Here is a 25,515-nt window from a genome sequence, read left to right as displayed (position 1 = left end):
CGGCGGTGGCTGGATGCGTGCGCTGAGGGTGCCGGCGACGGCGATCGGCGTCGTCCTCGTGGCCGCGCTGCTCGCCGCTTGCTCCACCGGTGGCGTCGGAGAGCGCGTCGTCGGAACGTGGGGCGACGGTACCGGCGCAGCGGAGCCCCACCTGGTCTTCTCCGACGACGGTCGGGTCACCGGTTCCGACGGGTGCAACAGCCTCTCCGGCTCCTGGCGGGCCGAGGACGACTCGGTCGCGGTCTCCGATGTCGCGGGCACACTCATGGCGTGCCCTGATGTCGACACGTGGCTCCGGGGCGTCGCCGAGGTCGCCCTCTCGGACGACGGCGAGCGCTTGATCGTGACCGACGACGCCGGCACGCGGATCGGAACGCTCGACCGCGACGAGTGACGCCGCCTCGTCAGGTGGTCGGCTGGACCCCGTGTCGCAGCTCCTTCGCGAGCGCGCTCACGACGGCCTGCAGGCTGCCGCCGTTCGCGTGGGCGACGGCGAGCTGACGCTGGTAGCTCGCGCCGTGGTCGATGATCGAGGCGATGCTCGCCAGCTCCTCCGAGCAGCCGAGCCGGCGCGCGATCGGCGCGAGGGTGTCGAGCAGGTCGTGCAGGTCGTCCGTCACCAACCGTTCGTGACCGGAGGAGTCGAGGATGATCTCGGCGTCGAGCCCGTACCGCGCCGCGCGCCACTTGTTCTCCCGGACGTACCAGGGCTGCAGGGTCTGCAGCCGCTCGCCGTCGTCCAGGCGATCGGAGAGGTGCTCGGTGAGACAGTGGATGAGGGAGGCGAGCGCGGCGAACTCGCCCACGGTCGACGCGCCGTCGCAGGCGCGCATCTCCACGGTGCCCCACTGGGGCGAGGGGCGCACGTCCCAGCGGACCTCGGTGTGGTCCTCGATGATGCCCGTCACCGTCAGGTCGTCGACGTACGCCTCGAACTGCTCCCAGTCGGAGAGTTGATAGGGGAGGCCTGCCGTCGGGAGCTGCTGGAACATGAGTGCGCGGTTCGACGCGTACCCCGTGTCGACACCACCCCAGTAGGGGCTCGACGCGGACAGCGCCTGGAGGTGCGGGAGGTACGTCAGCAGTCCGTTCATGATCGGGAGGACCTTGTCGACCGTCTCGACGCCGACATGGGCGTGGACGCCCCAGATCATCATGTTCCGGCCCCACCACTGCGTGCGGTCGATGAGCTTGTGGTACCGCGGTTTGTCGGTCACCTGCTGGTCGTACCACTGCCCGAACGGGTGGGAACCGCTGCAGATGAGCTCCACGCCCATGGGATCGGTGATGGCGCGCACCTCGGCCAGCTGTCCCTCGAGGTCCGCGATCGCCTCCGGCACCGTGTGGTGCACCCCGGAGACGAGTTCGAGGGTGTTGAGCAGCAGTTCGTTCGTGATCTGGGTGTGGTCGGAACCGTCCTCGCCGCGCAGTTCCGAGAGTACGGTGTCGGCGGATGCGACGAGATCGCCGGTGTCGCGGTCGACGAGGGCGACCTCCCACTCGAGGCCGACGGTCGAACGCTCGGAGTTGGCGAACTCGATGGGCATTGGCGTCGACCTCCCGCAGGGCACGGCCGGGTGCCGCGCGCCAGCCCATCCTTCCACGCGGCACAGCGGTCCTTCCGCCCCCGTGTCGCAGGATTACCCAGATCGCCCGATGTCTGGCAGAATAGAGAGTTGAGTCTGCGCGGAGTTCGACCCTCTATCCGACGCCCGCAGCAACCACAGTTTTCGCGTCGAGCGTGTGGCCCCACCTTTCGGCAGCGAGCACATCAAACATCACATCATTCAGGAGAATCGTGGCTGTCAAAATCCGTCTCAAGCGTCTCGGCAAGATCCGCGCGCCGTTCTACCGCATCGTCGTCGCCGACTCGCGCACGAAGCGCGACGGCCGTGTCATCGAGGAGATCGGCAAGTACCACCCCACCGAGGAGCCTTCGTTCATCGAGGTCGACTCCGAGCGCGCACAGTACTGGCTGAGCGTCGGCGCGCAGCCGACCGAGCAGGTCGCAGCGCTCCTCAAGCTCACGGGCGACTGGGGCAAGTTCAAGGGCGACAAGGACGCGGTCAGCACCGTCCGCGTCAAGGAGCCGAAGGCCGCCTTCGTCGCCGACGAGAAGAAGAAGCCCGTCCTCAAGCCGAAGGCCGAGGCTCCGGCCAAGGCTGCTCCGGCCGAGGCCGAGGCTCCCGCCGCTGACGCCGCCGAAGCAGAGCAGGCGTAGTCTTGCTCGCTCCCGCGCTCGAACACCTCGTCAAGGGGATCGTGGATCACCCGGATGACGTTCGCGTCACGGCACAGAACTCCGCCCGTGGCGAGGTCCTCGAGGTTCGTGTGAACCCCGAGGACCTCGGCCGGGTCATCGGTCGTGCCGGCCGGACGGCCAAGTCCCTCCGCACCCTCGTGGCTGCGTTGGCGGACGGCCGGCGGGTCCGCGTCGACGTGGTCGACACGGACGCCACCGGCGCAAGCGCCTAGGTGGCCGAGGAGACGGAGCCGAAGACCCAATTGCGGGTCGGCCGGCTCACGAAGGCACATGGGCTGAAGGGCGCTCTCAAGGTCGAGCTCTACACGGACGAGCCGGAACACCGGTTCACCCCGGGTGCGAGCTTCACGCTGCAGGTCCCTGCAGGCTCGAAATGGCGGGGCAAGTCGCTCGAGCTCATCGAGCTCCGCTGGTACAACAGCCAGCCGGTGGCGTTCTTCGTCGGGATCACCGATCGAAGCGAGGCCGAGACGTTGGTCAAGGCCATCCTGTGGGTCGAGCAGGACCCCACGGAGCTGCCGGCCGAGGAAGACGCGTGGTACGACCACCAGCTCGTCGGTCTGGCAGTGCATCGTGACGGTGCGTCGGTCGGAACCGTAGCGCGGGTCGAGCACTTCCCGTCGCAGGACCTCTTGATCGTCAAGACGCGAGACGGCGAGGTCATGGTCCCGTTCGTCAAGGCCATCGTTCCGGCTGTGGACGTCGCTGCCGGGATCGTGACGGTCACGCCGCCGACCGGGCTCTTCGAAGAGCTCCCCGAGGCGGACGACGCTCCGGACGCATCGGTTGCCGATGCCCCGGACGCCCCGGAGGCAGAAGCATCCGAGGAGTCGGAGACGGCTCCGGAGGAGACCGGGACGCCGAAGCCCGAGTAACACCGTTCCGAGCCGTACACCGGCTCGAACCGCACGGCGGAGTCGTCAGCTGGAAACAGCAGGCGCCTCCGCCGTCGTCGTCCCCGGGGGCCTCAGACAGCGATCGGCTCGCCCTGGTGCTCGCCCGCCGCGACCCGCTCCAACACCGCTGTGATCCGGTCGGTGCACCCGCCGCACCCGGTGCCGGCGCGGGTCGCCTTCCCGATGCAGGAGACCGTGATGTTGCCGGCCTCCGCAGCCTCCCGGATCCTGCCGACCGTCACGCCGTTGCAGCTGCAGACGGTCGTGGTCGGCGCGAAGGCGTCGGCTGACGTCGCGCCGACGGCGTCCGGCCCGTCCAGACGGAGCAGCACGGAACGGTCCGCGGGCAGCTCGCCACCGCTCTCGTAGAGCAGGGTCAGCTCGGCGGCGGCCCGAGGCATCCCGACCGCCACGAACGCGCTCAAGACGCCGGCGCGGGTGACCATCTTCACGTACCGGCCGTGGTCGGGGTCCGCCCAGACCGAGATGCTGCGCCTCGCCGAGACGTGTAGCCCGCACGGGTCCGCAGCCTCAGGGGAGACGTCCCAGGGGTCGACCTGGACGTCCCCGACCGCGACCACGTCGACTCCTGTGGCCTTGAGTGCGACCGGACTCGATCGCTCGACGGGTGGGGGCGTGAGCAGACCTCGCCGGTCGTCGGCCGCCGCACCCGCTCGGAGGAGGTGGGCGGCGAGCCACTCCGCCTGCCGCCACCCCGGACCGATGAGCCCGGAGGGGCCACCGGGCACGACCCGTTCAGTGCGGCGCTCCGGCGTCGGGGTGAGGACATGCGCGCAGTCTCCGATCGCCGAGATCCGCTCGTCGGACCAGCTAGTGAGCGCTTCATCGACGAGGACGCCAGCGCCCACTCGGAGCCCGGCGAGGACCGCGAGGTCGGACCTGGCGCTCACGCCGCACGACAACAGGAGCAGGTCTCCCGCGATCCGTTTGCCGTCCGCGGTGATGAGCGCGTCGAACCGGCGACCGCCGGTGGGGTCGTCCCGGTAGCCCACCGCCTCCGCTCGACTGTTCGCCACGACCTCGACACCCGCCGCGCGCAGCGCTGTGGACAGGACGGAGCCCGCACCGCGATCGAGGTTGCGTGGCATGGGCGTCGGGCCGTGGTGCACGACGACCACGTCGGCCCCGGCCCTCGCCGCCGCAAGAGCCGTCTCGAGGCCCAGCACACCCGCGCCGAGGACGACGATCCGTCCGCCAGTCCGAACGACCGCAGCGACGGTGTCGGCGTCGTCGAGGTCGCGCATGGCGCACACCCCGGCCGGGAGGGCGTGATCCGACCCCATGAGACGCGCACCGTACTTCTCCAGTGCCGGGAGGTCGCGTCTCCACCGATCGACGCCGTCGAGGGTCGGGACGTTCGCCCGTGCTCCGGTCGCGAGGACGAGATGGTCGTAGGGGAGTGCGTCTCCACGGTCGAGTTCCACTGTCCGGCCCGCGCGATCGATCCGGGTCGCGGTTGCTCCCAGAAGCACCCTGATGCCGTCGTCGGCCAAGTCCCGGGCGCTGACGAGGGTCATGTCGGCGAGCTGTGCGGAACCGGTGGCGTGTTCGGCGACGAGGACACGGTTGTAGGCGTCGACGGGCTCCTGGCCGATCACGGTCAGCGCGACGTCGCCTGCGCGGACACCGGGGGCGAGCTCCTCGGCGAACCGCGCGCCCACCGGCCCGAAGCCGATGAGGACGATCCGGAGTGGGCCGCGACGCTGGGCGTTCATGATCGTGCACCGACCCCGGCGGCAGCGGGCACGGGGGATCCGCCGTGGACGGCCGGACGCACGCGGACCGCCGCGCGTTTGAAGTCGGGCATGCCGGAGACCGGGTCCACGGCGTCCTGCGTCAGGAGGTTCGCCGAGGCCGCACCGGCAAAGTGGAACGGAAGGAACACGGTGTCGTGACGGATGTCGAGGTCGATGCTCGCCCGCGCAGTGAGGGTTCCACGACGGTTCGACAACTCGACCATTCCGCCCTCGACGATGCCGAGACGTGCAGCGGTCGCCGGGTGGAGCTGGACGAACACGGCGGGGCGGGCGTCGTCGAGCTCCGGGACGCGGCGTGTCTGGGTCCCGGACTGGTAGTGCTCGAGCAGCCGACCGGTCGTGAGGGTGAGCTCGTGTTCCGCGTCGACGGACTCCGATCCGACGGCGGGACGGACGGGGACGAGACGCGCCAGACCGTCGTCGTGGGCGAACCGTTCGCTGAACAGCCGTGGGGTGCCGGAACCGCCCGCCGGGAACGGCCAATGGGCGGCGATGCCGGTGTCGAGCAGGGCATGGCTGAGACCCGAGTAGTCGGCGACACCACCGGCCGACGCTGCCGCCAGCTCGTCGAAGACCAGGGCCGGGTCCACGTCGAACCGACCGGGGGCGTCGAGTCGACGCGCCAGCTCGCGCATGATCCAGAGTTCGCTCCGGACACCCGCCGGAGGATCGACGGCCAGCCGCCGGCGGATGACCCGGCCCTCCAAGGACGTCATGGTGCCCTCCTCTTCAGCCCATTGGGTGGTGGGGAGGACGACATCGGCGAGCGCGGCGGTCTCGGAGAGGAAGAAGTCGCACACCACCAGGAGTTCGAGACGCTCCAGGCGATCGCGGACCGTCTGCACGTTGGGTGCCGAGACGACGACGTTCGAGCCGTGGACGAGGAGCGCGTGCACGCCGTCGGCATCTCCGAGCGTGTTCAGCAGGGCGACGGCCGGGAGACCGGGGCCGGGGATCGACTCGACGGGGACGCCCCAGACACCCGCGACGTGACGGCGCGCTTCGGGATCGGTGATCTTCCGATACCCCGGCAGCTGATCGCACTTCTGCCCGTGCTCCCGACCGCCCTGGCCGTTGCCCTGACCGGTGAGGGTGCCGTAGCCGGACCCCGGCCGGCCAGGCAGGCCGAGGACGAGCGCGAGGTTGATGGCCGCGGTGGCCGTGTCGGTGCCGTCGACATGCTGCTCGACGCCCCGACCCGTGAGGATGTAGGTGCCCCCGCCGGCCGTGGTGAGTCGATGCGCGACCTCGCGGAGCACCGTGGTGGGCACGCCCGTGACCGACTGGACCCGTTCCGGCCACCAGGCGCTGACGCTGCGCCGAAGCGCACCCAGCCCCGTCGTGCGGCGCTCGAGGTAGTCGAGGTCGGCGAGCCCCTCGGCGAGGACGAGGTGCGTCAGCCCCAGCAGGAAGACGAGGTCGGTGCCCGGGGCGGGTTGCACGTGCATGCCACGCTGCTGCTCGGTCAGTCGGGCGGTCGCCGAACGACGCGGGTCGACGACGATGAGACCGCCGGCGGCTTGCGCACCCGTGAGATGACCGATGAACGGCGGCATGGTCTCCGCGACGTTCGACCCGAGGAGGAGGACGGTCGATGCGCCGTCGAGGTCCTCGAGCGGGAACGGCAGCCCCCGGTCGATCCCGAACGCCCGGTTGCCCGCGGCCGCCGCGGACGACATGCAGAACCGCCCGTTGTAGTCGATCCGACTCGTGCCGATCGCGATCCTCGCGAACTTGCCCAGCTGGTAGGCCTTCTCGTTCGTGAGTCCGCCGCCTCCGAACACCCCGACGGCGTCCGCTCCGCGTGCCTCGCGGATCCGCAGGATGGTCGAGGCGACGAGATCCAACGCGGTGTCCCAGCTCGTCTCGACCAGCGCCCCGGCGGCGTTCCGCACGAGCGGGGCCGTGAGGCGGTCGCCCCGCCCGAGGAGCTCGCCGGACGTCCACCCCTTCTTGCAGAGGCCTCCCCGGTTCGTCGGGAAGTCCCGTCCCGAGACCTCGAGTGGGAGCCGCGGAGCCACGCCGTCCACCGTGGGTGCCCGGGTGAGGGACATCGCGCACTGGAGGGCGCAGTAGGGGCAGTGGGTGTCGGTCGCCGGGGCGGTGGAACGCGGCATGCGGTGTCCTTCGGTCAGACGTGGACGGGACGGTCGCTCACAGCCGTTGACCGGCCAGCGAGGCGTTCCTCCGGAAGTAGACGAGGAAGGTGATCGCGAAGAGGACGACGTACGCCCCGACGAACCCGATGAACGCGGACGAGTAGCTGCCGGTGGCGCCGTGGGAGAGGCCGAGGATCTGCGGGATCACGAAACCGCCGTACGCGCCGATCGCGGAGATGAGTCCCAGGGCGGCCGCCGCCTTCCGCTGCGTCGTCACGTCACCACCCCGGTGGTGGGCGTCGTGCAGACCGGAACGGGCGGCGAACACGCTGGGGATCATCCGGTACGTCGAGCCGTTGCCGACGCCGGCGGCCACGAACAGGAGCAGGAAACACCCGAGGAACAGCCAGAAGTTCGCCATCGGGAGGGTCCACAGCACCGCGAGCGCTCCGAGCGCCATGACCGCGAACGCACTCATCGTCACGACCGCGCCGCCGAAGCGGTCCGCGAGCCGTCCGCCGAAGGGCCGCGCCAGGGAGCCGATCAAGGCTCCGAGGAACGCGAGGGAGATCGAGGCGGAACCCACCGCGAAGGTCGAGAATGCGGGGAACTGGTCCGCGATGAGCTTCGGGAAGACGCTCGCGAAGCCGATGAAGGATCCGAAGGTGCCGATGTAGAGCACGGCGAGGAGCCAGAGGTGCGGTTCGCGGAGTGCGGCCGCGGACCCGCGGAGATCGGCCTTCGCGGACGACAGGTTGTCCATGGAACGGTACGCGCCGACCATCGCCACCAGGATGAGCGGCACCCAGATCCATCCGGCGAGGCTCAGGTTGAGGGTGGCCGCTGCACCGATCGTGACCGCGATGGGCACGACGAACTGTGCGACGGCGGCGCCGAGGTTGCCGCCGGCCGCGTTCAAGCCGAGCGCCCATCCCTTCTCCCGCTGCGGGTAGAAGTAGGTGATGTTCGACATGGAGCTGGCGAAGTTGCCGCCGCCGAAGCCGGCGAGTCCGGCGACGACGAGCATGACGCCGAAGGGGGTGTCCGGATTGCCCACGCAGAGCGCGAGCGCGATCGACGGGATGAGGAGCAGCCCGGCGGAGATGATCGTCCAATTGCGTCCGCCGAACTTCGGGACCATGAACGAGTACGGGAACCGCAGGGTGGCGCCGACGAGACTCGGCATGGAGATCAGCCAGAACGTCTCGGCGGTGGAGAAGGAGAACCCCGCGCTCGGCAGCATCACGACGACGATGCTCCACAGCTGCCAGACGACGAAGCCGAGGAACTCGGCGAAGATCGACCACCGGAGGTTCCTCCCGGCGATGCTCCGACCTTCACGCTCCCAGAAGGCCGTGTCCTCAGGGTTCCAGCCGTCGATCCAGCGCCCCGGGCGGTGGATCAGGGCGACCGGGGCTCCGGCCGTCGGGGCGGTGGTCGGCGTCGTGTCTGCTGCGTCGAGGTTCGTGGTCATGACTGCTCCGAGCGTTCGGTGAAGCGGGAGAGGTGCTGTCTCCGACGCTATCGACGCCGTGTTTCGGCGTCCGACCGCCCACGTAACACCTGCGTCACCTCCTGCTCACACCGCTCGTCGACGACCGTGAGGACGCGGACCGTCGGGACGCGGTCGGGCTCGGTCGGACGCGCGCGTCGGCTCGAACGGGTCAGACGTCGAGTCGGTAGCCGCGCTTGACGATGGTGTTGATGAGGCCGGGGACCCCGAGTGCCTGGCGCAGTCTGCTCATCTGCACTTCGAGGGCGTGGTGGTCGGCCGCCGCCGGCAGGGCGTCGGCGAGGGCAGACCGTGAGAGGACCGCGCCGTTGGCGCGCACGAGCGCTCGCAGCAGCGCGAGCGAGTTCGGGGGGAGCCGCACGCGGGACCCGGGGAGTTCGACGATGGCACCACGGATGGCGATGGGACCGTGCAGCGTCTCGGCGCGCAGGATCGCGTGCTGTTTCAGGTGTTCGCAGAGGAGTCGGATGAGCGCCCCCATGCGGAACCGCTCGGGGACGATGGGCTCGATGTCCTGCGCCAGCAGGGGTGCGGCCGTGACGGGGCCGACCGCCGCGCAGAGGACATCGTGCCTGAAGGCGTCGACGACGGCGTCCTCGAGTCCGAGGGCCTCGGCGGCGGTGAAGAGGGCGACGACCGATGGTGCACTCGTGAATGTGACCGCGTCGAGCGATCCGCTCACGATGGCGTCCACGAGCCGGCGCACGCGTTCGTCGGTGGCGTCCGGGTCCGTCCACCGGTACGGGGCGACCGTGTGCACCTCCGGATGCACGGCGCGGAGGCGCTCGAGCTGTCGCTCGTCGGTGTACCCGTGTAGTTGGACGGCGACCCGGAGGCCGGCCGGGTACTCGGCGAGGACCTTGTCGACGAGGGAGGCGGTGGTCTCGCGGTCGCTCATGCCGACGTCGTTCAGGCCTGCAGCCCGGACCGCCCCTCGCGCCTTCGGGCCGCGGACGAGGATGTCCGTGTCGGCGAGCGCATCGACGAGCTCGTCGCCGAGTCCGGCGGCGTCGGCCACCTCGAACCACCGGCGGACGCCGTACGAGGTCGTGGCGAGGAGGACGTCCGGACGTGCCGCGATGATGTCGCGCGTGTCGTCGATCAGAGGTTCGTCGTGTTGGGCGTGGGCGATCCGGAGCGTCGGGGCGTGCACGACCGTGGCGCCGCGCCGCTCGAAGGCGTCGATGAGGTCCTGCGACCGGCGGTCGCTCGTCACACCGATCCGGAACCCCTCGAGCTGGTCCGCGCGGAACCCCGGTACCGGCGAGGACACGTCGGGGCCGGCGTCCGGCGATCCCACCGTGGCGTCGGTCATACCGTCGCCGCCAGGCGTTCTGCCCGCTCCAGGAGCTCGGCGGCCTCGGCGTCGCCGTCGAACGCGAAGGAGACGACGTGGCCGATCACGATGACCGCCGGGGATCGCACCCCGGCAGCCGCCGCGACGTGGAGGATCGAACCGAGGTCCGCGATCGTCGTCCGCTGGGTCTCGCTGTACCCGCGCTCGATGATCGCGACCGGGGTGTCGGCGGCGAGCCCCGCGGTGAGCAGTCCCTGGGAGACGGAGGGCAGGGTGCCGACACCCATGAGGACGACGATCGTCCCGCCCAGCCCGGCGAGGTGACGGTGTTCGTCATCGGAGAGCGGCACGTGACCGCTCACCACCGTGAAGAGCCGGCTCAGGTTCCGATGGGTGAGCGGGATCCCGGCGGCGGCGGGCACGGCGACGGCGCTCGAGACGCCCGGGATGACGCGGACGGGGACGCCGGCACGGTGGCAGGCGAGCACCTCTTCACTGCCGCGGCCGAAGACGTACGGGTCGCCGCCCTTGAACCGGACGACGGTCGCACCGTCCAGGGCGTGCTGGACCATGACGGTCTCGATGCCCTCCTGCCCGATCGGGTGGTGGCCCGGGCGTTTGCCGACATCGACGAGGAGGGCGTTCGGTGCGAGGGAAGGGAGGGCGTCGTGCGGGGCGAGTCGGTCGTAGAGCACGACGTCGGCGTCGCGCAGGGCTTCCACCGCGGCGACGGTCAGCAACGCGGGATCGCCCGGTCCGCCACCGACGAGGGTGACCCTGCCTACACGCGACATCTACGCCCCTTCTCTCACTGGAATGGTAGGCCCTGCGACGTAGACGGCCTCGCCGCGTTCGATCTCCGCAGCCGTGGCCGGTCGGTACTGGCCGCGTTCGGCCACGCGCGCCAACCCGGGCTCCGCCTCGCCCGGTTCGTTGACGAAGGAACGGAACCGTCGGAGGCGCTCCGGGTCGGCGAGGGTGGCGGCCCATTCGTCCTCGTAGCCCTCGACATGGGCGGCCATCGCCTGTTCGAGATCGGCGGCGAGCCCGAGCGAGTCCTCGACGACGACCTCGCGGACGTGGTCGAGTCCGCCCTCGAGGTCCTCCATCCACCGTGCCGTGCGCTGGAGACGGTCGGCCGTGCGGATGTAGTACATGAGGTACCGGTCGATGTACCGGACGAGCGTCTCGTCGTCGAGGTCACCCGCGAGGAGCTGCGCGTGCGTCGGCTGGAACCCGCCGTTCCCGCCCACATACAGGTTCCACCCCTGTTCGGTCGCGATGATCCCGACGTCCTTCCCACGAGCCTCAGCGCACTCACGGGCACAGCCGGAGACGCCGAACTTGAACTTGTGCGGCGCCCGGAGCCCCCGGTAGCGGAGTTCGAGGAAGACCGCCATGGAGACGGAGTCCTGCACCCCGAACCGGCACCAGCTCGACCCGACGCAACTCTTCACGTTGCGGAGGGACTTGCCGTAGGCCTGGCCGGATTCGAACCCGGCGTCGACCAGGATGCGCCAGATCTCCGGCAACTGCTCGAGTCGGGCCCCGAAGAGGTCGATGCGCTGCCCGCCCGTGATCTTCGTGTAGAGCCCGTAGTCGGTGGCGACCTGCGCGATCACCGCGAGCTTCTTGGGCGTGATCTCACCGCCGGGGATCCGCGGGACCACCGAGTAGGTGCCGTCCTTCTGCATGTTCGCGAGCGCACGGTCGTTCGTGTCCTGGAGTGTGCCGCGCCCGCCGTCGAGGATGTAGCCGCCCTGCTGACTGGCGAGGATGGAGCCGACCACGGGCTTGCAGACGTCGCAGCCGCGACCGACGCCGAACCGGGCGAGGATGTCGTCGAAGGAGGTGAGGCCGAGCACCCGGATGGACTCGAACAGTTCCTGCCGAGACAGGGCGAAGTGCTCGCAGAGGGCGCGCGACACGGCGACACCGGACTTCGTCAGCTCCGTCTCGAGGATCTTCTTGACGAGTGGGACGCACGAGCCGCACTGGGTGCCGGCCCGTGAACAGGTCTTGAGCGGGCCGAGCTCCGTGCAGGCCTCGCCGTGCACGCCGGCGATCGCCTCGCGGACCGAGCCCGCGGTGACGGCGTTGCACGCACAGACGAGCGCCGCGTCCGGCAGCTCGTCCCCGGCCGGTGCCTCGATGCCGGAGGCGGACAGGTAGGCCGCGGGTTCGCTCGACAGCTCACTCCCGAGGAGCGGGCGCAACGCGGCGTAGGGCGACGCGTCGCCGACGAAGATGCCACCGAGGAGCGTCTTCGCGTCGTCGGTCATGACGAGCTTCTGGTACAGCCCCCGTGCCGGGTCGGCGTAGACGATCTCGAGGCTGTGCTCCGTCCGCGCGAGGGCGTCGCCGAAGCTCGCGACGTCGACGCCGGAGAGCTTCAGTTTCGTTGCGTCGTCGACCGTCGTGAACTCCGCCTCGCCGCCGAGCAGCCGGTCGGCGACGACTTCCGCCATCGCGTTCGCCGGCGCCACGAGCCCGGTACAGCGTCCCTCGAAGCAGGCGACCTCCCCGATCGCCCAGACCCCGGCCGCTGACGTCCTGCAGTCGGTCCCGATGACCACGCCGCCGCGCTCGCCGAGTGCGATCCCCGCGTCACGCGCGAGTTCGTCCCTCGCCCGGATGCCGATCGCGAAGACCACGATGTCCACCTCGACCTGTTGGCCGCTCGAGAACTTCACCCCCGAGACGGCGCCCTCCTCGTCGAGGAGGATGGAGCGAGGACGGGTCCCCAGATGCAAGGCGATGCCCTGCGCACCGATGATCCGGCCGAGTGCCCGCCCGGCACCCTCGTCGAGTTGTGCCGACATGAGCCACGAACCGGAGTGCACGACGCTCGCGTCGGCGCCGAGGCGAGCCGCGCCGCCCGCGGCCTCGAGCCCGAGGAGTCCACCGCCGGCGACGATCACGCGAGCGGGACGTCCCCGCAGGCTTCCGATGCGCTCGATCTCGGAGACGAGGAGGTCCACGTCGTCGAGCGTGCGGTAGACGAGTGCGTGCTCCGCGCCGTCGATCTCCGGCACCGGCGCCGAGGACCCGGTCGCGAGGATCAGCTCGTCCCATTCCACGAGCCGACCGAGCGAGGTGTGCACCGTCCGTGCGTCACGATCGATGCGCTCCGCACGCTCGCCCAGGAGCAGGGACACGTGGCGTTCGTCCCAGACGGCGGACGGGGTGAGCGTGAGGTCGATCGAGGCATCGTCGAGTCGCTTGCTCAGCGCGACGCGGTCGTAGGGGCGGTGCAGCTCCTCGCAGATGACGGTGATGTGCGTCCGTTCCCCGCCGTCACGGCTGTGCAGGGCGTCGACCAACCGGTGCGCGGCCGGTCCGCCGCCGACGACGACGATGCGGCGTGGTCCGCCCTGTGGAGTGCGATCGGTCATCGTGGGCCCCCTCGGCTCGTGTTCCAGCGAGCGTACTGAGGCGGCGTTTCCGGACCGTTGCCCGGATGTGTCCCCGACGGGTCGAGGACCGCACAGACGGTGAGACGCGATGTGAGGTCGGTTTCACCTCACCGAAACCTCGTGGGTGATCAGCCGAAACACCCCGCCCGTAGCGTCGGTGCTCCGACGCACGACCAGCAGGAGGCCGACGATGAGCGTGACGACACCGGAGCAGACCGCGCGGACGGCGCTCGCCGACTGGCGGCGGGTCTGCGCCATCGACGATCTCGAGCTGTCGTGGGGCGAGGTGGCGCTGCTCCGCGCCCGCCAGATCGCCGTCTTCCGCATCGGCGCCGAGGAGGTGTACGCGGTCGACCACCGAGACCCCCAGACGGCGGCACCGGTGATGGCCCGCGGCATCGTCGGCTCCCGCGGAGAGCGTCCGACCATCGCCTCGCCGCTGCACAAGCAGGTCTACGACCTCGGAACCGGCGAGTGCTTCACCGACCCGAACCTGTTCCTCAGGACCTTCAGCACCCGCATCGTCGGGGGCTTCGTCGAGATCGAGCTGGGGGAGGAGCGATGACCCTGCTCGCTCCAGGTGTCCGTCGAGCTCGGCCCGCCACCCTGACGACGCCGGCCCTCGTCGCCGTCTCGCACGGCACGAGCTGTCCCATCGGTCAAGCGTCGGTCGCCGCGCTCGTCGCCGCCGTCGAGCGCGAAAGGGCCGACCTCCATGTCGCCGGTGGCTTCGTGGACGTGCAGCAGCCCGACGTCCCCGCCACGCTCGGCTCCGTGGAGTCGGGCCGTCCGGCCGTCGTCGTACCGCTGCTCCTGTCCGCGGGCTTCCACGTCCACGTCGACCTCGTGGAGGACCTCGAGGCGACGGAGCGATCGACCGCCCTAGGACGCGCCATGGGGCCTGACGATCGCCTCGTCGCGGTGCTGGCCCGCCGGCTCGAGGCGCTGCGCGTGACACCCGACGACCGCATCGTCCTCGCCGCCGCCGGCTCGACGGATGCGCGTGCCGTCGCGGACTGCTTCGAGATGGGACGGCGTCTGGAGGCACGGTTGCGTGTCCCGGTGGTGACCGCGTTCGTCTCCGCCGCCCGCCCGGCGGTACCCGACGCGGTCGCGGACGCCCGAGCGAGCCGGCCGCGTGGTCGAGTCGTCATCGCGACCTATCTCCTGGCACCCGGGTACTTCGCGCGGCTGCTCGAGGAGGCCGGGGCCGACGCGGTGACGCCTCCACTCCTCCACCCGGGCGAGGCGCCGGACGCAGGCATCGTCGACCTCGTGGTCGACCGCTACGAGGAGGCGTCGGCCGGGCTGTCCGACTGATCGACGCGACCGGGAGGCCGACCCTCGCGCGAATAGACTGCTCCTCATGCGCATCGACATCGTCACGATCTTCCCGACCTTCTTCGATGCCCTGGACCTCTCGCTGCTCGGCAAGGCCAAGCAGAGCGGCCTGATCGAGCTGGACGTCCACGATCTCCGCGACTCGACGCACGACCGTCACCGCACGGTCGACGACACTCCGTACGGCGGAGGGGCCGGGATGGTCATGAAGCCGGAGCCCTGGGGCGAGGCGCTCGACGGCATCCTGGGTGACGACACCGAGGACGAGCCGCTCGTCATCTTCCCCTCGCCGGCGGGTGAGGTCTTCACCCAGGCGATGGCCCGCGAACTCGCCTTCGAGCCGCATCTCGTGTTCGGCTGCGGTCGGTACGAGGGCATCGACCACCGCGTCTTCGAGCACACGGCCAGCCGGGCTCGTGTCCGCCTCGTGAGCCTCGGCGACTACGTCCTCAACGGCGGCGAGGTCGCGGTCATGGCGATGATCGAGGCGATCGGTCGGCTGGTCCCCGGCGTGGTCGGCAATCCCGAGAGCCTCGTCGAGGAGTCGCACGAGGACGGTCTGCTCGAATACCCGAGCTACACGAAGCCGTCCGAATGGCGGGGGCTGCCGGTACCGCCGGTGCTCCTGAGTGGCAACCACGGGGCCATCGCGTCGTGGCGGCGCCAGCAGCAGCTCGAGCGGACCCGAGAGGTCCGGCCCGACCTGCTGCCGGACGACGTCACCGGCGGCTGAGCGGTTCGCGCTCGAGCGTCCTGGTCTCAGGGTCGCCGGCGCACCGCGGCCGCGATGCCTGCGACGACGAGGACCGCTCCGGTCGCGATGATCGCACCAGTGATCCAGCCGAGCGGGTCGATGCGCACCTCGGTGAGGTTGGTGACCAGCATGGCCCCGGCGAAGACGAGCAGGAGCACGCCCCAGAGGATGGTGCCGAACCGCGGCGCCCGACCGCCTCGACCCGTCTGATCGGAACCGCTCTCCGCCTCGTGGCTCGTCCGCTCGGACGTGGTCGTCTGGTCGGTCGCCGGTGGAGTCGACTTCGTCGTCGGCTCGGTCCGGTCGTCCTGCTCGCTCATCGTCCCGCCTCCGCTTCCTCGGTCACGACCGCGCTGCCGGCGATCGTCCACACCCGGACCCGCGTCGTGTCCGCCGACGTCGTCCGTCCGTAGCGGGCCTCGTCCTGGAAGAGGGCTCCGCCGCGTCGGTCCGTTCCGTCCCGATCACCGCGACCCGTGTCCAGGGTGCCCGCGATGGCCGAGAACTCGACGATCACCGGCACGTCCTCGGGGATGAGCACGTCGACCTCGCCGGCGACGATCCACACGTCGATCGTCCCACCGCGCAACGCGTCGTCGTCGGCGAGTTCACCGAGGTCGAGCGTGGGTTGGCCGGCGATCATGACGTATCCGCGCCGGTCGTCCGCATCGGTCGATGTCACGGTCCAGGTCGCGCGTCCGACGGGCAGGAAGGAGGAGCCGAGCGGGAACACCCCGGTGGCGAGCAGTGAGATCACGGCGGCCCAGGTGAAGAGTCCGAGCCAACCGCTCTCCCGTCCGCTGATCCCCGCGATGATCGTCGCGACGGCGAGCGCACCGAGCGCTGCGGCGAGGCCGATGACGACGACGACCGGGATCGAGAATCCGGCGCTCGCTGCGACGACGGCCGCGCCGGCACCGGCGAGCAGCGCCAGTCCGAGGGTGATCGCCACGAAGGCCGCCCCCGGGTGCTGCGCGCGCCGCTCTCGAGCCTTCGTCTCGCGCTCGGCCTGCTGTTCGGCGCGCTGGCGGCTCATCTCGTCCCGGAACTCCTGGCTGGTCCAGCCTCGCTGCTGGCTCGGAGCCCCGTCCCAGACGGTGGTGGGCGTGGCGCCAGCGAGCGGCATGGTCGCGCCAGGGTCGCCTTGCGGACCGGAGACCTTCGCGAGCGACACCGGGGCCGTGGCACCGGGGGACTCCGGCGCCTGACCGGGAGGGCTGGACGGGGAGAACGTTGCCGAAGGTGCCGACGGCTTCGGGATCGAGGCGTCGCTGGTCCACGGGTCGCGCTGCGGCGGTGTCTCGGGGGGAGTCGTCCGCTCGGGGTCGCGTCGCGCGAACATCACGATCAACCACACCGATGCGACGATCAGGGCGATGACCCAGCCGGCGGTCATGGTCGACTCCAACCAGCCCGGAAGGTTCCAGGCGTGCGGCACGCCGTCCCACCAGAGTCCGCGCATGAACGGCACGGCGGTGAGCACCGCGAGGACGCCGATGGCGATGATCGCCGGGTCGAACACCCCACGGATCGCGCGTTCGAGATGGATCCGACCCTGCTGGTCGGGGATGAGCGCCCAGCCCGCGGCGTAGACGAAGAGGACCGGTCCGCCCAGGATCGCGATGACGATGAGGGCACCTCGCACGATCATCGGATCGAGGCCGAGCCGGGTCGCGACACCGCCGGCGACACCGCCGAGCCAGGAGTCGGCCGAGCGACGGAGACCGGTGGACCGCCACCAGTCGAAGAAGCGGGTCGTCGGATCCTGCGGGGCGGGTGCACCCGGTTCTGCTCCGGCGGGTGGCGTGCTGTGGTTCGTCATGGTCCGATTCTGGCGAAGCGTCCGGGTCCGGCCCATCCGGCATGACCCTGAGCGCACCCTGAACCTGCCGTCCCAGGGTGCCGACCTCACCCTGAACTGCTTGGATGGCTCCATGGGAACCGAGGTGATGATCCGTCCGAGGCGCCGCCTGCTCGGCGGCGTCTGCGCCGGCTTCGCCGAGCACACCGGTCTCCCCGTCGCTGCGGTGCGGACGGCGACGGTCATCCTTGCCTGCTGCGGCGGAGCGGGCCTGCTCCTCTACGTGTGGCTGTGGGTGATGACGCCGACGCAGGGTGTCGACGGACCGATCGATCCCCGGGAGCACCTGCTGCGGCCTGCCTCGACTGATGGCGCAGCGGACTCCGACGTCCCTCGTCGGGCGCCGATCACGGAGGTGCTCCTCGGGATCGCCCTGCTCGCGGCCGGGACCGCGCTGATCGCGACGCGGACCGGACTGGACATCCCGCTCGAGGCCGTCATCCCGGTCATCGTGGTCCTCGCGGGTGCCGCGCTGGCATGGAGGCAGTTCGGCGAGCGTGGTCGTGGCGAGGGCTCCCGGGCGCTCCTGATCCGCGTGCTCGGAGCGCTCGTCCTCGTCGTCCTCGGTATCCTCCTGTTCTTCGTGACCGGCGATCGCCCGAACATGTGGACGGTCATCGTCGCCGCGCTCGCCGTACTCCTCGGGGTCGCGGTGGTGATCGCCCCCTGGGCGCTCCAGCTCAATCGCGACCTCGCGGACGAGCGTGCCGCGCGGATGCGTGAGGCCGACCGTGCGGAGATCGCGGCGCACCTGCACGACTCGGTGCTCCAGACGCTCGCGCTCATCCAGCAGCAGGCCGGGCCCGGCAGTGAAGCGTCCCGTCTGGCCAGGGCGCAGGAGCGTGAGCTGCGGAACTGGCTCTTCTCCGGCGGGGTTGCACCGACGGGCGATCTGGCGACCGAGCTGCGGACCATCGCCGCCGCGGTGGAAGCCGACCACGCGGTGCGCGTCGACGTCGTGGCGGTCGGGCAGGCGGTCGCCGACGCTCCGGAGCCGCTCCTCGCCGCCGCGCGGGAGGCCGTGCTCAACGCGGCACGTCATGCCGGCGGCGACGTCTCCGTCTATCTCGAGACGGCACCGCAGCGGATCGAGGTGTCGATCTCCGACCGCGGCCCCGGCTTCGACCTGGAGCAGGTCCCGCGGGACCGCCTCGGGGTCCGGGAGTCGATCATCGGCCGCATGCAACGGATCGGTGGCGAGGCGACGATCCGTTCGCGGCCTGGCGGACGAGGCACCGAGGTCCGCCTCGTGCTGCCCGTTCACGACGGTGCTTCGGCGGCGCCGCCGGCCGCCCCTGCCCCCGCCGTCCCGACCCCGCTGAGGAGCCGACCATGAGTGCCCGACAGTTGACCGTCGTGATCGTCGACGACCACTCGATCTTCCGTTCCGGACTCCGCAGCGAGCTCGGGCCGGGGATCGACGTCCTCGGTGAGGCGGGAGACGTGGAGGAGGCGATCCGGGTCATCGCCGAGACCCGCCCGCAGGTCGTGCTGCTCGACGTCCACCTGCCGGGTGGCTCCGGCGGTGGTGGCGCCGACGTCATCGCCGGTTCGGCTGCGATCGTGCCCGCCACGCGGTTCCTCGCACTCAGCGTGTCGGACGCCGCCGAAGACGTGGTCCGGGTCATCAGGGCGGGAGCGCGGGGCTACATCACGAAGAGCTCCTCGGGGGCGGAGGTCGCGGAGGCGGCGAGACGCGTCGACGACGGCGACGCCGTCTTCTCACCGCGTCTGGCCGGTTTCGTGCTCGACGCCTTCGGTGCCGTGGCGGGGGAGACGGCCCAGTCCGTCGACGAACTCGACCGCCTCTCCGCCCGCGAGCAGGAGGTCATGCGGCTCATCGCGCGCGGATACGCCTACAAGGAGGTCGCGACCGAGCTGTTCATCTCCGTCAAGACCGTCGAGACCCACGTCTCGAGCGTCCTCCGCAAGCTCCAGCTGTCCTCGCGCCACGAGCTCGCCGCCTGGGCGCTGCAACGCAAACTGCTCTGACGGGTCCGACCGAGGCCTGGAGTGTCGCGGCTCGGCCGTGAGCGAACGCCCAGCGCACGCCAGGGGACCCGACGGTACCCTGGGGACATGATCATCCGGCGGGCGTTCTTCTACTGGCGATTCATCGCGATCTTCGTCCTGCCCGCCTGGCCGTTCGTCGGCTGGGGCCTGTTCGGCGAGAGCGGCTGGAGCCTCTTCGGGCTGTTCATCGCGATGCCGATCCTCGCCATCGCGCTCGCCGCGATCGCCTTCCTCATCTCGGCGCGTGCGAGTGTCCGCACGACACGCCTCGTCTCCTGGACCGACGTCGGCCTGCTCGCCCTCTGGCACCTCACGATCATCTGCTTCGGGTCGTTCAGCTCGGGCGTTGCCCTCTGGGCCGTGCTCGGCGTCGTCGCCGGGCTCGCCGCGTTCTGGGGCGTCATCGCCCAGCTCATCTCCGAGACGACGCGTCGTGCACGCGAGACCATGGCGGAGTTCGAGCGCATGGCCGCCGCCGCTCCGGGAACCGTACCCGGATCCTCAATCCCGCCCGCGCAACGGTTCGAACCCGGGCCGATCGATGGCGGCGAGTTCATCGTCATCGAGGAGAAGAAGCCCGACGAACGCCGCTGAGGAAGGCGTGGCGCGCGCCGCCGCGCCGCCCCCGACCGGCCCGGTTACCCATCCGGAACGCTTTCATGACACAATTGCTGTTTGTGCCTCCGCAGTTCTGCCACAGGGGAACGCCGGCAACGGGCACACTCTTCCTTCCGAACGTATTCAGCGGTCGACCTGTGGCGGTCGCAGAGATGGAATCATCATGCACATTCTCGACTCAGTCGATGCAGCATCCCTCAAGTCGGACATCCCCGACTTCCGCGCCGGCGACAACGTCAAGGTGCACGTGAACATCATCGAGGGCAACAAGTCCCGTATCCAGGTCTTCCAGGGTGTCGTCATCGGCCGCTCCAACGAGGGCGTCCGCGAGACCTTCACCGTTCGCAAGGTGAGCTACCAGGTCGGCGTCGAGCGCACCTTCCCGGTCCACTCCCCGAACATCGACCACATCGAGGTCGTCACCCGCGGTGACGTCCGTCGCGCCAAGCTGTACTACCTGCGCGAACTGCGTGGCAAGAAGGCGAAGATCAAGGAGAAGCGCGACAACTAGTCGTCCTCCCGGTCGCCTGCGCGATCATTCCTGAGCTCCCCACCGGATAAGCTGGTGGGGAGCTCAGGCGGTTAAATGACAGACAATTCCCTGGCGGCAGACGCGTCGCCCGACCACAAGCAGCGCCCACGCGGGAAACGCGGAGCGCTGCTCTTCCTTCGCGACCTCCTCATCATCTTCGTGGTCGCGTTGTTGGTCTCCTTCCTCATCAAGACCTTCCTCGTCCGGTCGTTCTACATCCCGTCCGGGTCGATGGAGAACACCCTGCAGATCCAGGACCGCATCCTGGTGAACGAGCTCGTCCCCGACGTGGTCGCCCTGAACCGCGGCGACGTCGTCGTCTTCCAGGACCCGGGCGGCTGGCTGCCGCAGACGGTCGAGCCCCCGCAGCCGCCGGCCACCGCGGCCGTCGAATGGGTCCTGTCGATCTTCGGCCTCGTCGCCCCCGACAGCGACGACCACCTCATCAAGCGCGTCATCGGGCTTCCGGGCGACCACGTCACCTGCTGCAATCCGCTCGGCCAGATGACGGTCAACGGCGTGCCGCTCAACGAGCCGTACGTGAAGCTCCCGGCGGGTACCGAGAAGGTGTCCGGCGACGCGTTCGACATCGTGGTGCCCGAGGGTTCGCTCTGGGTCATGGGCGACAACCGCTACAACTCGAAGGACTCCCGGTACAACGCCGACACGCCCGGTGGCGGGTTCGTCCCGATCGACAACGTCGTCGGGCGGGCGTTCGTCATCACCTGGCCGTCCAGCAACTGGGCCTGGCTCGACAACTACCCCTCGGTGTTCCAGGGCATCCCCGCTCCAGAGAAGGAGTGATGGCGGTCAGCGAACCGACCCTCGAGGTCGAGCACGGACTGTTCGCCGCCGGGGTCCCGTCGGTCATCGGCATGGACGAGGTCGGCAGGGGTGCCATAGCGGGACCGGTGGCGGTCGGCGCGGCGGTCGTCGCCCCGGCGTGTGGTCCGTTCCCCGTCGGGCTCCGCGACTCCAAGCTGTTGAGTGAGCAAGCCCGGACCCGCATGGAGCCGCTCACGCGCGAGTGGGTGCTCTACGGCGCGGTCGGGCTGGCGAGTCCGGCGGAGGTCGACGAACTCGGCATCACGGCCTGCCTCGGCCTGGCGGGGCGCCGCGCGTTGCTCGAGCTCCACGCCGTCGGAGCCGACGTCACGGGGTCGACCGTGCTCCTCGACGGCAACAGTGACTGGCTGAGCCGTTCGCTCCATCGCCCGCTCACGATCACCACTCGCGTGAAGGCGGACCGCGACTGCGCGTCCGTCGCGGCGGCGTCGGTGCTCGCGAAGGTGCATCGGGATCGGCTCATGATCGAGCTGCACGAGACGCTGCCGGAATACGGTTGGCAGGGGAACAAGGGGTACGGCTCGGTCCACCACCTGGCGGCGCTGACGGAGCACGGCCTGACGCTCCACCACCGGAGCAGCTGGCTGCCGGCCTACACGTAGGATAGAGAGACCATGGACGAAGACGAGTTCGAAGACTACGACCGCGAGGTCGAACTGGCCCTCTACCGCGAATACCGCGACGTCGTGGGGCAGTTCAAGTACGTGATCGAGACCGAGCGCCGGTTCTACCTCGCCAACGAGGTCGAGCTCGTTCGACGCGACACGGCGAACGACTTCTACTTCGAGCTCTCGATGACCGACGTCTGGGTCTGGGACGTGTACCGCTCCGACCGCTTCGTCAAGAGCGTCCGCGTCCTCACCTTCAAGGACGTCAACGTGGAGCAGCTCTCCTCGCGCGACTTCGAGCTCCCGAAGGAACTCACGCTCGACGAGTAGCCGGCACTCGCTCGCCGCCGACTCCGCTCCACAGGACGGTCCGTCGCCCCGGTCCTCGCTCCCACGTCACTCCGCGCATCCGAGCCTCCTCCGCCCCGCTTGGCTGGGTGCCAGGAGGTGCACATGGCACGGAAGGACGAGCTCGGCCGACGCGGCGAGCAGGTGGCGACGGAACATCTCGAGGCGTGCGGGTTCCGCATCCTCGATCGCAACTGGCGATGCCCGCAGGGCGAGCTCGACGTGGTCGCCGACGACGACGGCACCCTCGTCTTCGTCGAGGTGAAGACTCGCTCCGGTGTCGGGTTCGGAGACCCGACGGAGGCGGTCACCGCTCGCAAGCTCGCGAGGATCGGCCGCCTGGCAGGGGCCTGGTGCGCCGAGCACCATCCACGCTCGAGGCGGATGCGCGTCGACGTCGTCGGGATCGTGCTGCCGCCGGAGGGCGGCGTGCGTCTCGAGCACCTCCGAGGGGTGTCCTGATGGCCGTGGCACGTACCTGGTCCGTCGCCCTCGCCGGTCTCACGGGGTCGATCGTGGAGGTCGAGGCGTCGGCGTCCGCGACGGTCCCCGGCATGGCGATCGTCGGACTCCCCGACAAGTCCCTCGGCGAAGCCGCGCATCGGATCAAGAGCGCGACGGCGAACTCGGGTTGCCCGCTGCCGGGCGGCAAGCTCACGATCAACCTGTCGCCGGCGTCGTTGCCGAAGCAGGGGAGCGCGTTCGACCTCTCCATCGCCATCGCCTGTCTCGCCGTCGGCGGCCTCGTCCGCCGGGAGTCCGCCGAGCGGGTGGTGCATCTCGGTGAGCTCGGACTCGACGGTCGGCTGCGGCCGCTCACGGGTGTGCTCCCCGCGGTGCTCGCCGTGGCTCGCGCGGGCTACGACGCGGTCATGGTGCCGACCGCCAACGTCGCGGAGGCACAGCTCGTCCCCGGGGTCACCGTCATCGGCGCGACGTCGCTCCGCGACGCTGCGATCTGGCATGGCGCCGAACTGACGCCCATCGATCTGGAGCCGGTCCGGCAGCGCATCGAGAAACTGCCGGAGCCGGACCCGCTCGACCTGGCCGACGTCGTCGGTCAGCCGGACGCGGTCGACGCGATGGTCGCCGCGGCCGCCGGTGGTCACCACGTCATGATGGTCGGACCACCGGGCGCGGGGAAGACCATGCTCGCGGCCCGGCTGCCGGAGATCCTGCCGGATCTCGGCCCGGACGCCGCCGTCGAGGTCAGCTGTCTCCGGTCCCTGATCGGCCTCCCGCCGGACGGGGCCCTCGTGCGGAGACCGCCCTGGGAGAGCCCGCACCACTCGTCCTCGGCTGCGGCGATCATCGGCGGAGGCTCTCGGCAGATCCGGCCGGGGGCTGCGGCGCGGGCGGCGCACGGGGTGCTCTTCCTCGACGAGGCGCCGGAGTTCCGGGCGGACGTCCTCGACTCGTTGCGGCAACCGCTCGAGTCGGGTGCCGTCACCGTCCACCGCGCGCACGGCAGCGCCACGTTCCCCGCCGCCTTCCAGCTCGTCCTCGCTGCGAACCCGTGCCCCTGCGGGCAGTACGGCACGGCGGACGGTGTCTGCACGTGTCCGCCGCAGGCCAGGCGGCGGTATCTCGGACGCGTGTCGGGTCCGCTCCTCGACCGCATCGACATCCGGGTCCGCGTCCAACGGATCACCTCGGCGCTGTCCGGACTCTCGCAGGAGGGCGGACTCTCGACCGCCGAGGCCCGCGCCCGGGTCGAAGCCGTCCGGAGCGCGAGCGCCGAACGATTGGCCGGCACCGGCTGGACGACGAACGCACAGGCGAGCGGCACTTGGCTCCGCAGTCCGCGGATGCGTCTCGCCAGATCGGTCACGGCCGCGCTCGACCGTTCGCTGGAGCGCGGTGGGATCACGATGCGCGGGTACGACCGGATCCTCCGACTGGCGTGGACGCTCGCCGACCTTGATGGCGCCGACAGCCCGACGGCGGAGCATCTCGGGCGGGCCCTCTTCCTCCGGAAAGGCATCTCATGAGCTCCTGGTTCGGATTGGACAGCACGCTGATCGAAGGACTGGTCCGGCGACTCAGGGACGGCCCGGATGCCGACCCGGCAGGCATGGCCTCCGACGCCGACAGCCTGCGCGAGGCGTTCGCCAGGGCCGCGTGGACGATGATCGCGGAACCCGGCGACGGTGTCTCCGGGTTCGTGGTCGCCGCACTCGGTCCGGCGGAGGCGCTCTCGGCGGTCATCGAGCGGGCAGGGCCGACGGAGCTGCAGCGCCGGATCCTGGCGAGCGGTTGGCCGGGAGCGGGTAACCCGGCGTCATCGGACGCCGATGAGCCGGTAGCACCTCCTGCCTCCCGGGTGCTCGGTAACGCGCTCGAGCGTTGGCGCCCCAGACTCGTGTCCGCGGACCTCGTCGCCGCCTGCGAGACGGCGATCAGCGTCGGTGCCCGGCTGGTCCTGCCCGGGGGTCTCGGCTGGCATCCGGGTCTCGGGGATCTCGACGTGCATGCCCCTCACGCGCTGTGGCTGCGAGGCGATCCCGGAGCACCCGTCTCCGCCCGCTCGATCGCGATGGTCGGTGCGCGAGCCGCGTCCGGTTATGGCGAGCACGTGACCGCGGAGGCTGCGGCAGGCCTCGTCGACCGGGCCTTCACGATCGTCTCCGGTGCCGCGTACGGTATCGACGGCGCCGCCCACCGGGCCGCACTCGGAAGCGGCGGGACGACCGTGGCCTACCTCGCCGGAGGCGTGGATCGTCCGTATCCGGCGGGTCACGACGCCCTGATCCGTCGGATCCGCGAATCGGGCGGTGCCGTGGTCAGCGAGTCTCCGTGCGGCTCGGTGCCCTCGAAGTGGCGGTTCCTGCAGCGGAACCGACTCATCGCCGCCGCCTCGTCGGCGACGGTCGTCCTCGAGGCGGGGAGTCGCTCGGGGTCGATCAACACGGCAGGCCACGCGGCGTCGCTCGGACGGCCGCTCGGGGCTGTCCCGGGCCCCGTCACGAGTCCCTCCTCGGCGGGCTGTCACCGGCTGATCCGCGAGTACGCGGCCACGTGCGTGACCAACGCCGAACAGATGGCCGAACTCGCCGGATGGAGTGCCTCGGACGACACGGGCGAGGCGTACGCCTCCGTCGAGGAACGCCGTGTCCGTGACGCCATGAGCGTCCGCTCGGCGCGCAGCGTCGACGCGATCGCGAAGGAGAGCGGTCTGAGCGTGCGCGAGGTGACCGGCGTGCTCGGCGCGCTGGACCTCGCCGGGGTGGTCTCGGAGCGGGAACACGGATGGGTGCTCGACGCCGGACGAGCTTGACCTGCACGACCGGCGGGGGAGGGACGCGGCGCCGCACCCGTGCGGCAAGCTGTGC

The 25,515-nt window shown here is 70.5% G+C and carries 26 protein-coding genes; 17 read left to right on the top strand and 9 right to left on the bottom strand.

Annotated elements, in window-relative coordinates; translation table 11 throughout:
• Positions 1-13 precede the first annotated feature (13 nt).
• Entirely contained in the window at positions 14-394 is a 381-nt protein-coding gene (locus tag QRN27_RS01610) for an META domain-containing protein (protein ID WP_285040475.1), read from the top strand.
• A gap of 10 nt (positions 395-404) precedes the next feature.
• Here the strand turns inward: QRN27_RS01610 and QRN27_RS01605 are convergent, their stop codons facing one another.
• Positions 405-1,547 carry a glutamate--cysteine ligase gene (locus tag QRN27_RS01605; RefSeq protein ID WP_285040474.1) on the bottom strand — a complete coding sequence of 381 codons (1,143 nt, stop codon included), beginning with the start codon at positions 1,545-1,547 and terminating at the stop codon, positions 405-407.
• A 251-nt stretch (positions 1,548-1,798) separates the two neighbouring features.
• Between QRN27_RS01605 and rpsP the strand changes: the two genes are divergently transcribed.
• Genes rpsP through rimM form a run of 3 tightly spaced genes read left to right on the top strand, consistent with a single transcriptional unit; the run spans position 1,799 to position 3,138 of the window.
• Positions 1,799-2,221, top strand: a complete 423-nt coding sequence (rpsP, locus tag QRN27_RS01600; RefSeq protein WP_056006896.1) for a 30S ribosomal protein S16 — start codon at positions 1,799-1,801, stop codon at positions 2,219-2,221.
• A gap of 2 nt (positions 2,222-2,223) precedes the next feature.
• The gene (locus tag QRN27_RS01595; protein WP_056006893.1) at positions 2,224-2,475 is read left to right on the top strand and encodes an RNA-binding protein; all 252 of its coding nucleotides are present in this window, start codon (positions 2,224-2,226) and stop codon (positions 2,473-2,475) included.
• Complete coding sequence (gene rimM / locus QRN27_RS01590; RefSeq protein ID WP_285040473.1) at positions 2,476-3,138, top strand: ribosome maturation factor RimM; 663 nt, start codon at positions 2,476-2,478, stop codon at positions 3,136-3,138.
• 92 nt (positions 3,139-3,230) lie between these two features.
• Here rimM and QRN27_RS01585 read toward each other — a convergent pair whose 3' ends face one another.
• The 6 genes from QRN27_RS01585 to nirB all read right to left on the bottom strand — a co-directional run bounded on the left by QRN27_RS01585 (position 3,231) and on the right by nirB (position 13,241).
• Positions 3,231-4,895, bottom strand: coding sequence for an FAD-dependent oxidoreductase (locus QRN27_RS01585; RefSeq protein ID WP_285040472.1), 1,665 nt, complete (start codon positions 4,893-4,895; stop codon positions 3,231-3,233).
• The gene (locus QRN27_RS01580; protein WP_285040471.1) at positions 4,892-7,054 is read right to left on the bottom strand and encodes a molybdopterin oxidoreductase family protein; all 2,163 of its coding nucleotides are present in this window, start codon (positions 7,052-7,054) and stop codon (positions 4,892-4,894) included. Before QRN27_RS01580 ends, QRN27_RS01585 begins: the two co-directional genes overlap by 4 nt.
• Before the next feature lie 37 nt (positions 7,055-7,091).
• Positions 7,092-8,510, bottom strand: a complete 1,419-nt coding sequence (locus QRN27_RS01575) for an MFS transporter (RefSeq protein ID WP_285040470.1) — start codon at positions 8,508-8,510, stop codon at positions 7,092-7,094.
• A gap of 190 nt (positions 8,511-8,700) precedes the next feature.
• Positions 8,701-9,864 (bottom strand): uroporphyrinogen-III synthase, encoded by a 1,164-nt coding sequence (locus tag QRN27_RS01570; protein WP_285040469.1) that lies wholly within the window; start codon positions 9,862-9,864, stop codon positions 8,701-8,703.
• Positions 9,861-10,640 (bottom strand): uroporphyrinogen-III C-methyltransferase, encoded by a 780-nt coding sequence (gene cobA, locus QRN27_RS01565; protein WP_285040468.1) that lies wholly within the window; start codon positions 10,638-10,640, stop codon positions 9,861-9,863. Before cobA ends, QRN27_RS01570 begins: the two co-directional genes overlap by 4 nt.
• Positions 10,641-13,241, bottom strand: a complete 2,601-nt coding sequence (gene nirB / locus QRN27_RS01560; protein ID WP_285040467.1) for a nitrite reductase large subunit NirB — start codon at positions 13,239-13,241, stop codon at positions 10,641-10,643.
• 211 nt (positions 13,242-13,452) lie between these two features.
• Between nirB and nirD the strand changes: the two genes are divergently transcribed.
• Genes nirD through trmD form a run of 3 tightly spaced genes read left to right on the top strand, consistent with a single transcriptional unit; the run spans position 13,453 to position 15,336 of the window.
• Complete coding sequence (gene nirD / locus QRN27_RS01555) at positions 13,453-13,827, top strand: nitrite reductase small subunit NirD (RefSeq protein WP_056006869.1); 375 nt, start codon at positions 13,453-13,455, stop codon at positions 13,825-13,827.
• Positions 13,824-14,582 (top strand): sirohydrochlorin chelatase, encoded by a 759-nt coding sequence (locus tag QRN27_RS01550; RefSeq protein ID WP_285040466.1) that lies wholly within the window; start codon positions 13,824-13,826, stop codon positions 14,580-14,582. The genes nirD and QRN27_RS01550 overlap by 4 nt, the downstream gene beginning before the upstream one ends.
• 46 nt (positions 14,583-14,628) lie before the next feature.
• On the top strand, positions 14,629-15,336 hold the full coding sequence (gene trmD / locus QRN27_RS01545; RefSeq protein ID WP_285040465.1) for a tRNA (guanosine(37)-N1)-methyltransferase TrmD: 708 nt from the start codon (positions 14,629-14,631) through the stop codon (positions 15,334-15,336).
• 26 nt (positions 15,337-15,362) lie between these two features.
• Here trmD and QRN27_RS01540 read toward each other — a convergent pair whose 3' ends face one another.
• Positions 15,363-15,677: a hypothetical protein gene (locus tag QRN27_RS01540; RefSeq protein WP_285040464.1), complete on the bottom strand. Its 315-nt coding sequence runs from the start codon at positions 15,675-15,677 to the stop codon at positions 15,363-15,365.
• Positions 15,674-17,179: a PspC domain-containing protein gene (locus tag QRN27_RS01535; RefSeq protein WP_285040463.1), complete on the bottom strand. Its 1,506-nt coding sequence runs from the start codon at positions 17,177-17,179 to the stop codon at positions 15,674-15,676. Before QRN27_RS01535 ends, QRN27_RS01540 begins: the two co-directional genes overlap by 4 nt.
• A 112-nt stretch (positions 17,180-17,291) precedes the next feature.
• Here QRN27_RS01535 and QRN27_RS01530 point away from each other — a divergent pair, with 112 nt between their 5' ends.
• From QRN27_RS01530 to dprA, 10 genes are all read left to right on the top strand, one after another.
• Complete coding sequence (locus QRN27_RS01530; RefSeq protein WP_285040462.1) at positions 17,292-18,554, top strand: ATP-binding protein; 1,263 nt, start codon at positions 17,292-17,294, stop codon at positions 18,552-18,554.
• On the top strand, positions 18,551-19,210 hold the full coding sequence (locus QRN27_RS01525) for a LuxR C-terminal-related transcriptional regulator (protein ID WP_285040461.1): 660 nt from the start codon (positions 18,551-18,553) through the stop codon (positions 19,208-19,210). Before QRN27_RS01530 ends, QRN27_RS01525 begins: the two co-directional genes overlap by 4 nt.
• 87 nt (positions 19,211-19,297) lie before the next feature.
• Entirely contained in the window at positions 19,298-19,825 is a 528-nt protein-coding gene (locus tag QRN27_RS01520) for a hypothetical protein (RefSeq protein ID WP_285040460.1), read from the top strand.
• A gap of 187 nt (positions 19,826-20,012) precedes the next feature.
• Positions 20,013-20,360: a 50S ribosomal protein L19 gene (gene rplS / locus QRN27_RS01515; protein WP_056006851.1), complete on the top strand. Its 348-nt coding sequence runs from the start codon at positions 20,013-20,015 to the stop codon at positions 20,358-20,360.
• A gap of 75 nt (positions 20,361-20,435) precedes the next feature.
• Entirely contained in the window at positions 20,436-21,185 is a 750-nt protein-coding gene (gene lepB / locus QRN27_RS01510; RefSeq protein WP_056006848.1) for a signal peptidase I, read from the top strand.
• The gene (gene rnhB, locus QRN27_RS01505; RefSeq protein WP_056006844.1) at positions 21,185-21,829 is read left to right on the top strand and encodes a ribonuclease HII; all 645 of its coding nucleotides are present in this window, start codon (positions 21,185-21,187) and stop codon (positions 21,827-21,829) included. Before lepB ends, rnhB begins: the two co-directional genes overlap by 1 nt.
• 12 nt (positions 21,830-21,841) lie before the next feature.
• Positions 21,842-22,165, top strand: a complete 324-nt coding sequence (locus QRN27_RS01500; protein WP_056006841.1) for a DUF2469 domain-containing protein — start codon at positions 21,842-21,844, stop codon at positions 22,163-22,165.
• A 123-nt stretch (positions 22,166-22,288) separates the two neighbouring features.
• Positions 22,289-22,645 carry a YraN family protein gene (locus QRN27_RS01495; RefSeq protein WP_056006838.1) on the top strand — a complete coding sequence of 119 codons (357 nt, stop codon included), beginning with the start codon at positions 22,289-22,291 and terminating at the stop codon, positions 22,643-22,645.
• Entirely contained in the window at positions 22,645-24,174 is a 1,530-nt protein-coding gene (locus QRN27_RS01490; protein WP_285040459.1) for a YifB family Mg chelatase-like AAA ATPase, read from the top strand. Before QRN27_RS01495 ends, QRN27_RS01490 begins: the two co-directional genes overlap by 1 nt.
• Positions 24,171-25,460, top strand: a complete 1,290-nt coding sequence (dprA, locus tag QRN27_RS01485) for a DNA-processing protein DprA (RefSeq protein WP_285040458.1) — start codon at positions 24,171-24,173, stop codon at positions 25,458-25,460. Before QRN27_RS01490 ends, dprA begins: the two co-directional genes overlap by 4 nt.
• Positions 25,461-25,515 lie beyond the last annotated feature (55 nt).

The organism is Plantibacter sp. LMC-P-059a (assembly GCF_030209505.1).
GTDB lineage: Bacteria > Actinomycetota > Actinomycetes > Actinomycetales > Microbacteriaceae > Plantibacter.
Note: the sequence above shows the minus strand (reverse complement) of the source record. Positions and strands in the feature narration are given on the sequence as shown.

Excerpts from the sequence above, each read along its gene's own strand:
- QRN27_RS01610 (WP_285040475.1), top strand. The coding sequence starts at position 14 with ATGCGTGCGCTGAGGGTGCCGGCGACGGCGATCGGCGTCGTCCTCGTG.
- QRN27_RS01605 (WP_285040474.1), bottom strand. The coding sequence starts at position 1,547 with ATGCCCATCGAGTTCGCCAACTCCGAGCGTTCGACCGTCGGCCTCGAG.
- QRN27_RS01585 (WP_285040472.1), bottom strand. The coding sequence starts at position 4,895 with ATGAACGCCCAGCGTCGCGGCCCACTCCGGATCGTCCTCATCGGCTTC.
- QRN27_RS01580 (WP_285040471.1), bottom strand. The coding sequence starts at position 7,054 with ATGCCGCGTTCCACCGCCCCGGCGACCGACACCCACTGCCCCTACTGC.
- QRN27_RS01575 (WP_285040470.1), bottom strand. The coding sequence starts at position 8,510 with ATGACCACGAACCTCGACGCAGCAGACACGACGCCGACCACCGCCCCG.
- QRN27_RS01570 (WP_285040469.1), bottom strand. The coding sequence starts at position 9,864 with ATGACCGACGCCACGGTGGGATCGCCGGACGCCGGCCCCGACGTGTCC.
- cobA (WP_285040468.1), bottom strand. The coding sequence starts at position 10,640 with ATGTCGCGTGTAGGCAGGGTCACCCTCGTCGGTGGCGGACCGGGCGAT.
- nirB (WP_285040467.1), bottom strand. The coding sequence starts at position 13,241 with ATGACCGATCGCACTCCACAGGGCGGACCACGCCGCATCGTCGTCGTC.
- nirD (WP_056006869.1), top strand. The coding sequence starts at position 13,453 with ATGAGCGTGACGACACCGGAGCAGACCGCGCGGACGGCGCTCGCCGAC.
- QRN27_RS01550 (WP_285040466.1), top strand. The coding sequence starts at position 13,824 with ATGACCCTGCTCGCTCCAGGTGTCCGTCGAGCTCGGCCCGCCACCCTG.
- trmD (WP_285040465.1), top strand. The coding sequence starts at position 14,629 with ATGCGCATCGACATCGTCACGATCTTCCCGACCTTCTTCGATGCCCTG.
- QRN27_RS01540 (WP_285040464.1), bottom strand. The coding sequence starts at position 15,677 with ATGAGCGAGCAGGACGACCGGACCGAGCCGACGACGAAGTCGACTCCA.
- QRN27_RS01535 (WP_285040463.1), bottom strand. The coding sequence starts at position 17,179 with ATGACGAACCACAGCACGCCACCCGCCGGAGCAGAACCGGGTGCACCC.
- QRN27_RS01530 (WP_285040462.1), top strand. The coding sequence starts at position 17,292 with ATGGGAACCGAGGTGATGATCCGTCCGAGGCGCCGCCTGCTCGGCGGC.
- QRN27_RS01525 (WP_285040461.1), top strand. The coding sequence starts at position 18,551 with ATGAGTGCCCGACAGTTGACCGTCGTGATCGTCGACGACCACTCGATC.
- QRN27_RS01520 (WP_285040460.1), top strand. The coding sequence starts at position 19,298 with ATGATCATCCGGCGGGCGTTCTTCTACTGGCGATTCATCGCGATCTTC.
- rplS (WP_056006851.1), top strand. The coding sequence starts at position 20,013 with ATGCACATTCTCGACTCAGTCGATGCAGCATCCCTCAAGTCGGACATC.
- lepB (WP_056006848.1), top strand. The coding sequence starts at position 20,436 with ATGACAGACAATTCCCTGGCGGCAGACGCGTCGCCCGACCACAAGCAG.
- rnhB (WP_056006844.1), top strand. The coding sequence starts at position 21,185 with ATGGCGGTCAGCGAACCGACCCTCGAGGTCGAGCACGGACTGTTCGCC.
- QRN27_RS01500 (WP_056006841.1), top strand. The coding sequence starts at position 21,842 with ATGGACGAAGACGAGTTCGAAGACTACGACCGCGAGGTCGAACTGGCC.
- QRN27_RS01495 (WP_056006838.1), top strand. The coding sequence starts at position 22,289 with ATGGCACGGAAGGACGAGCTCGGCCGACGCGGCGAGCAGGTGGCGACG.
- QRN27_RS01490 (WP_285040459.1), top strand. The coding sequence starts at position 22,645 with ATGGCCGTGGCACGTACCTGGTCCGTCGCCCTCGCCGGTCTCACGGGG.
- dprA (WP_285040458.1), top strand. The coding sequence starts at position 24,171 with ATGAGCTCCTGGTTCGGATTGGACAGCACGCTGATCGAAGGACTGGTC.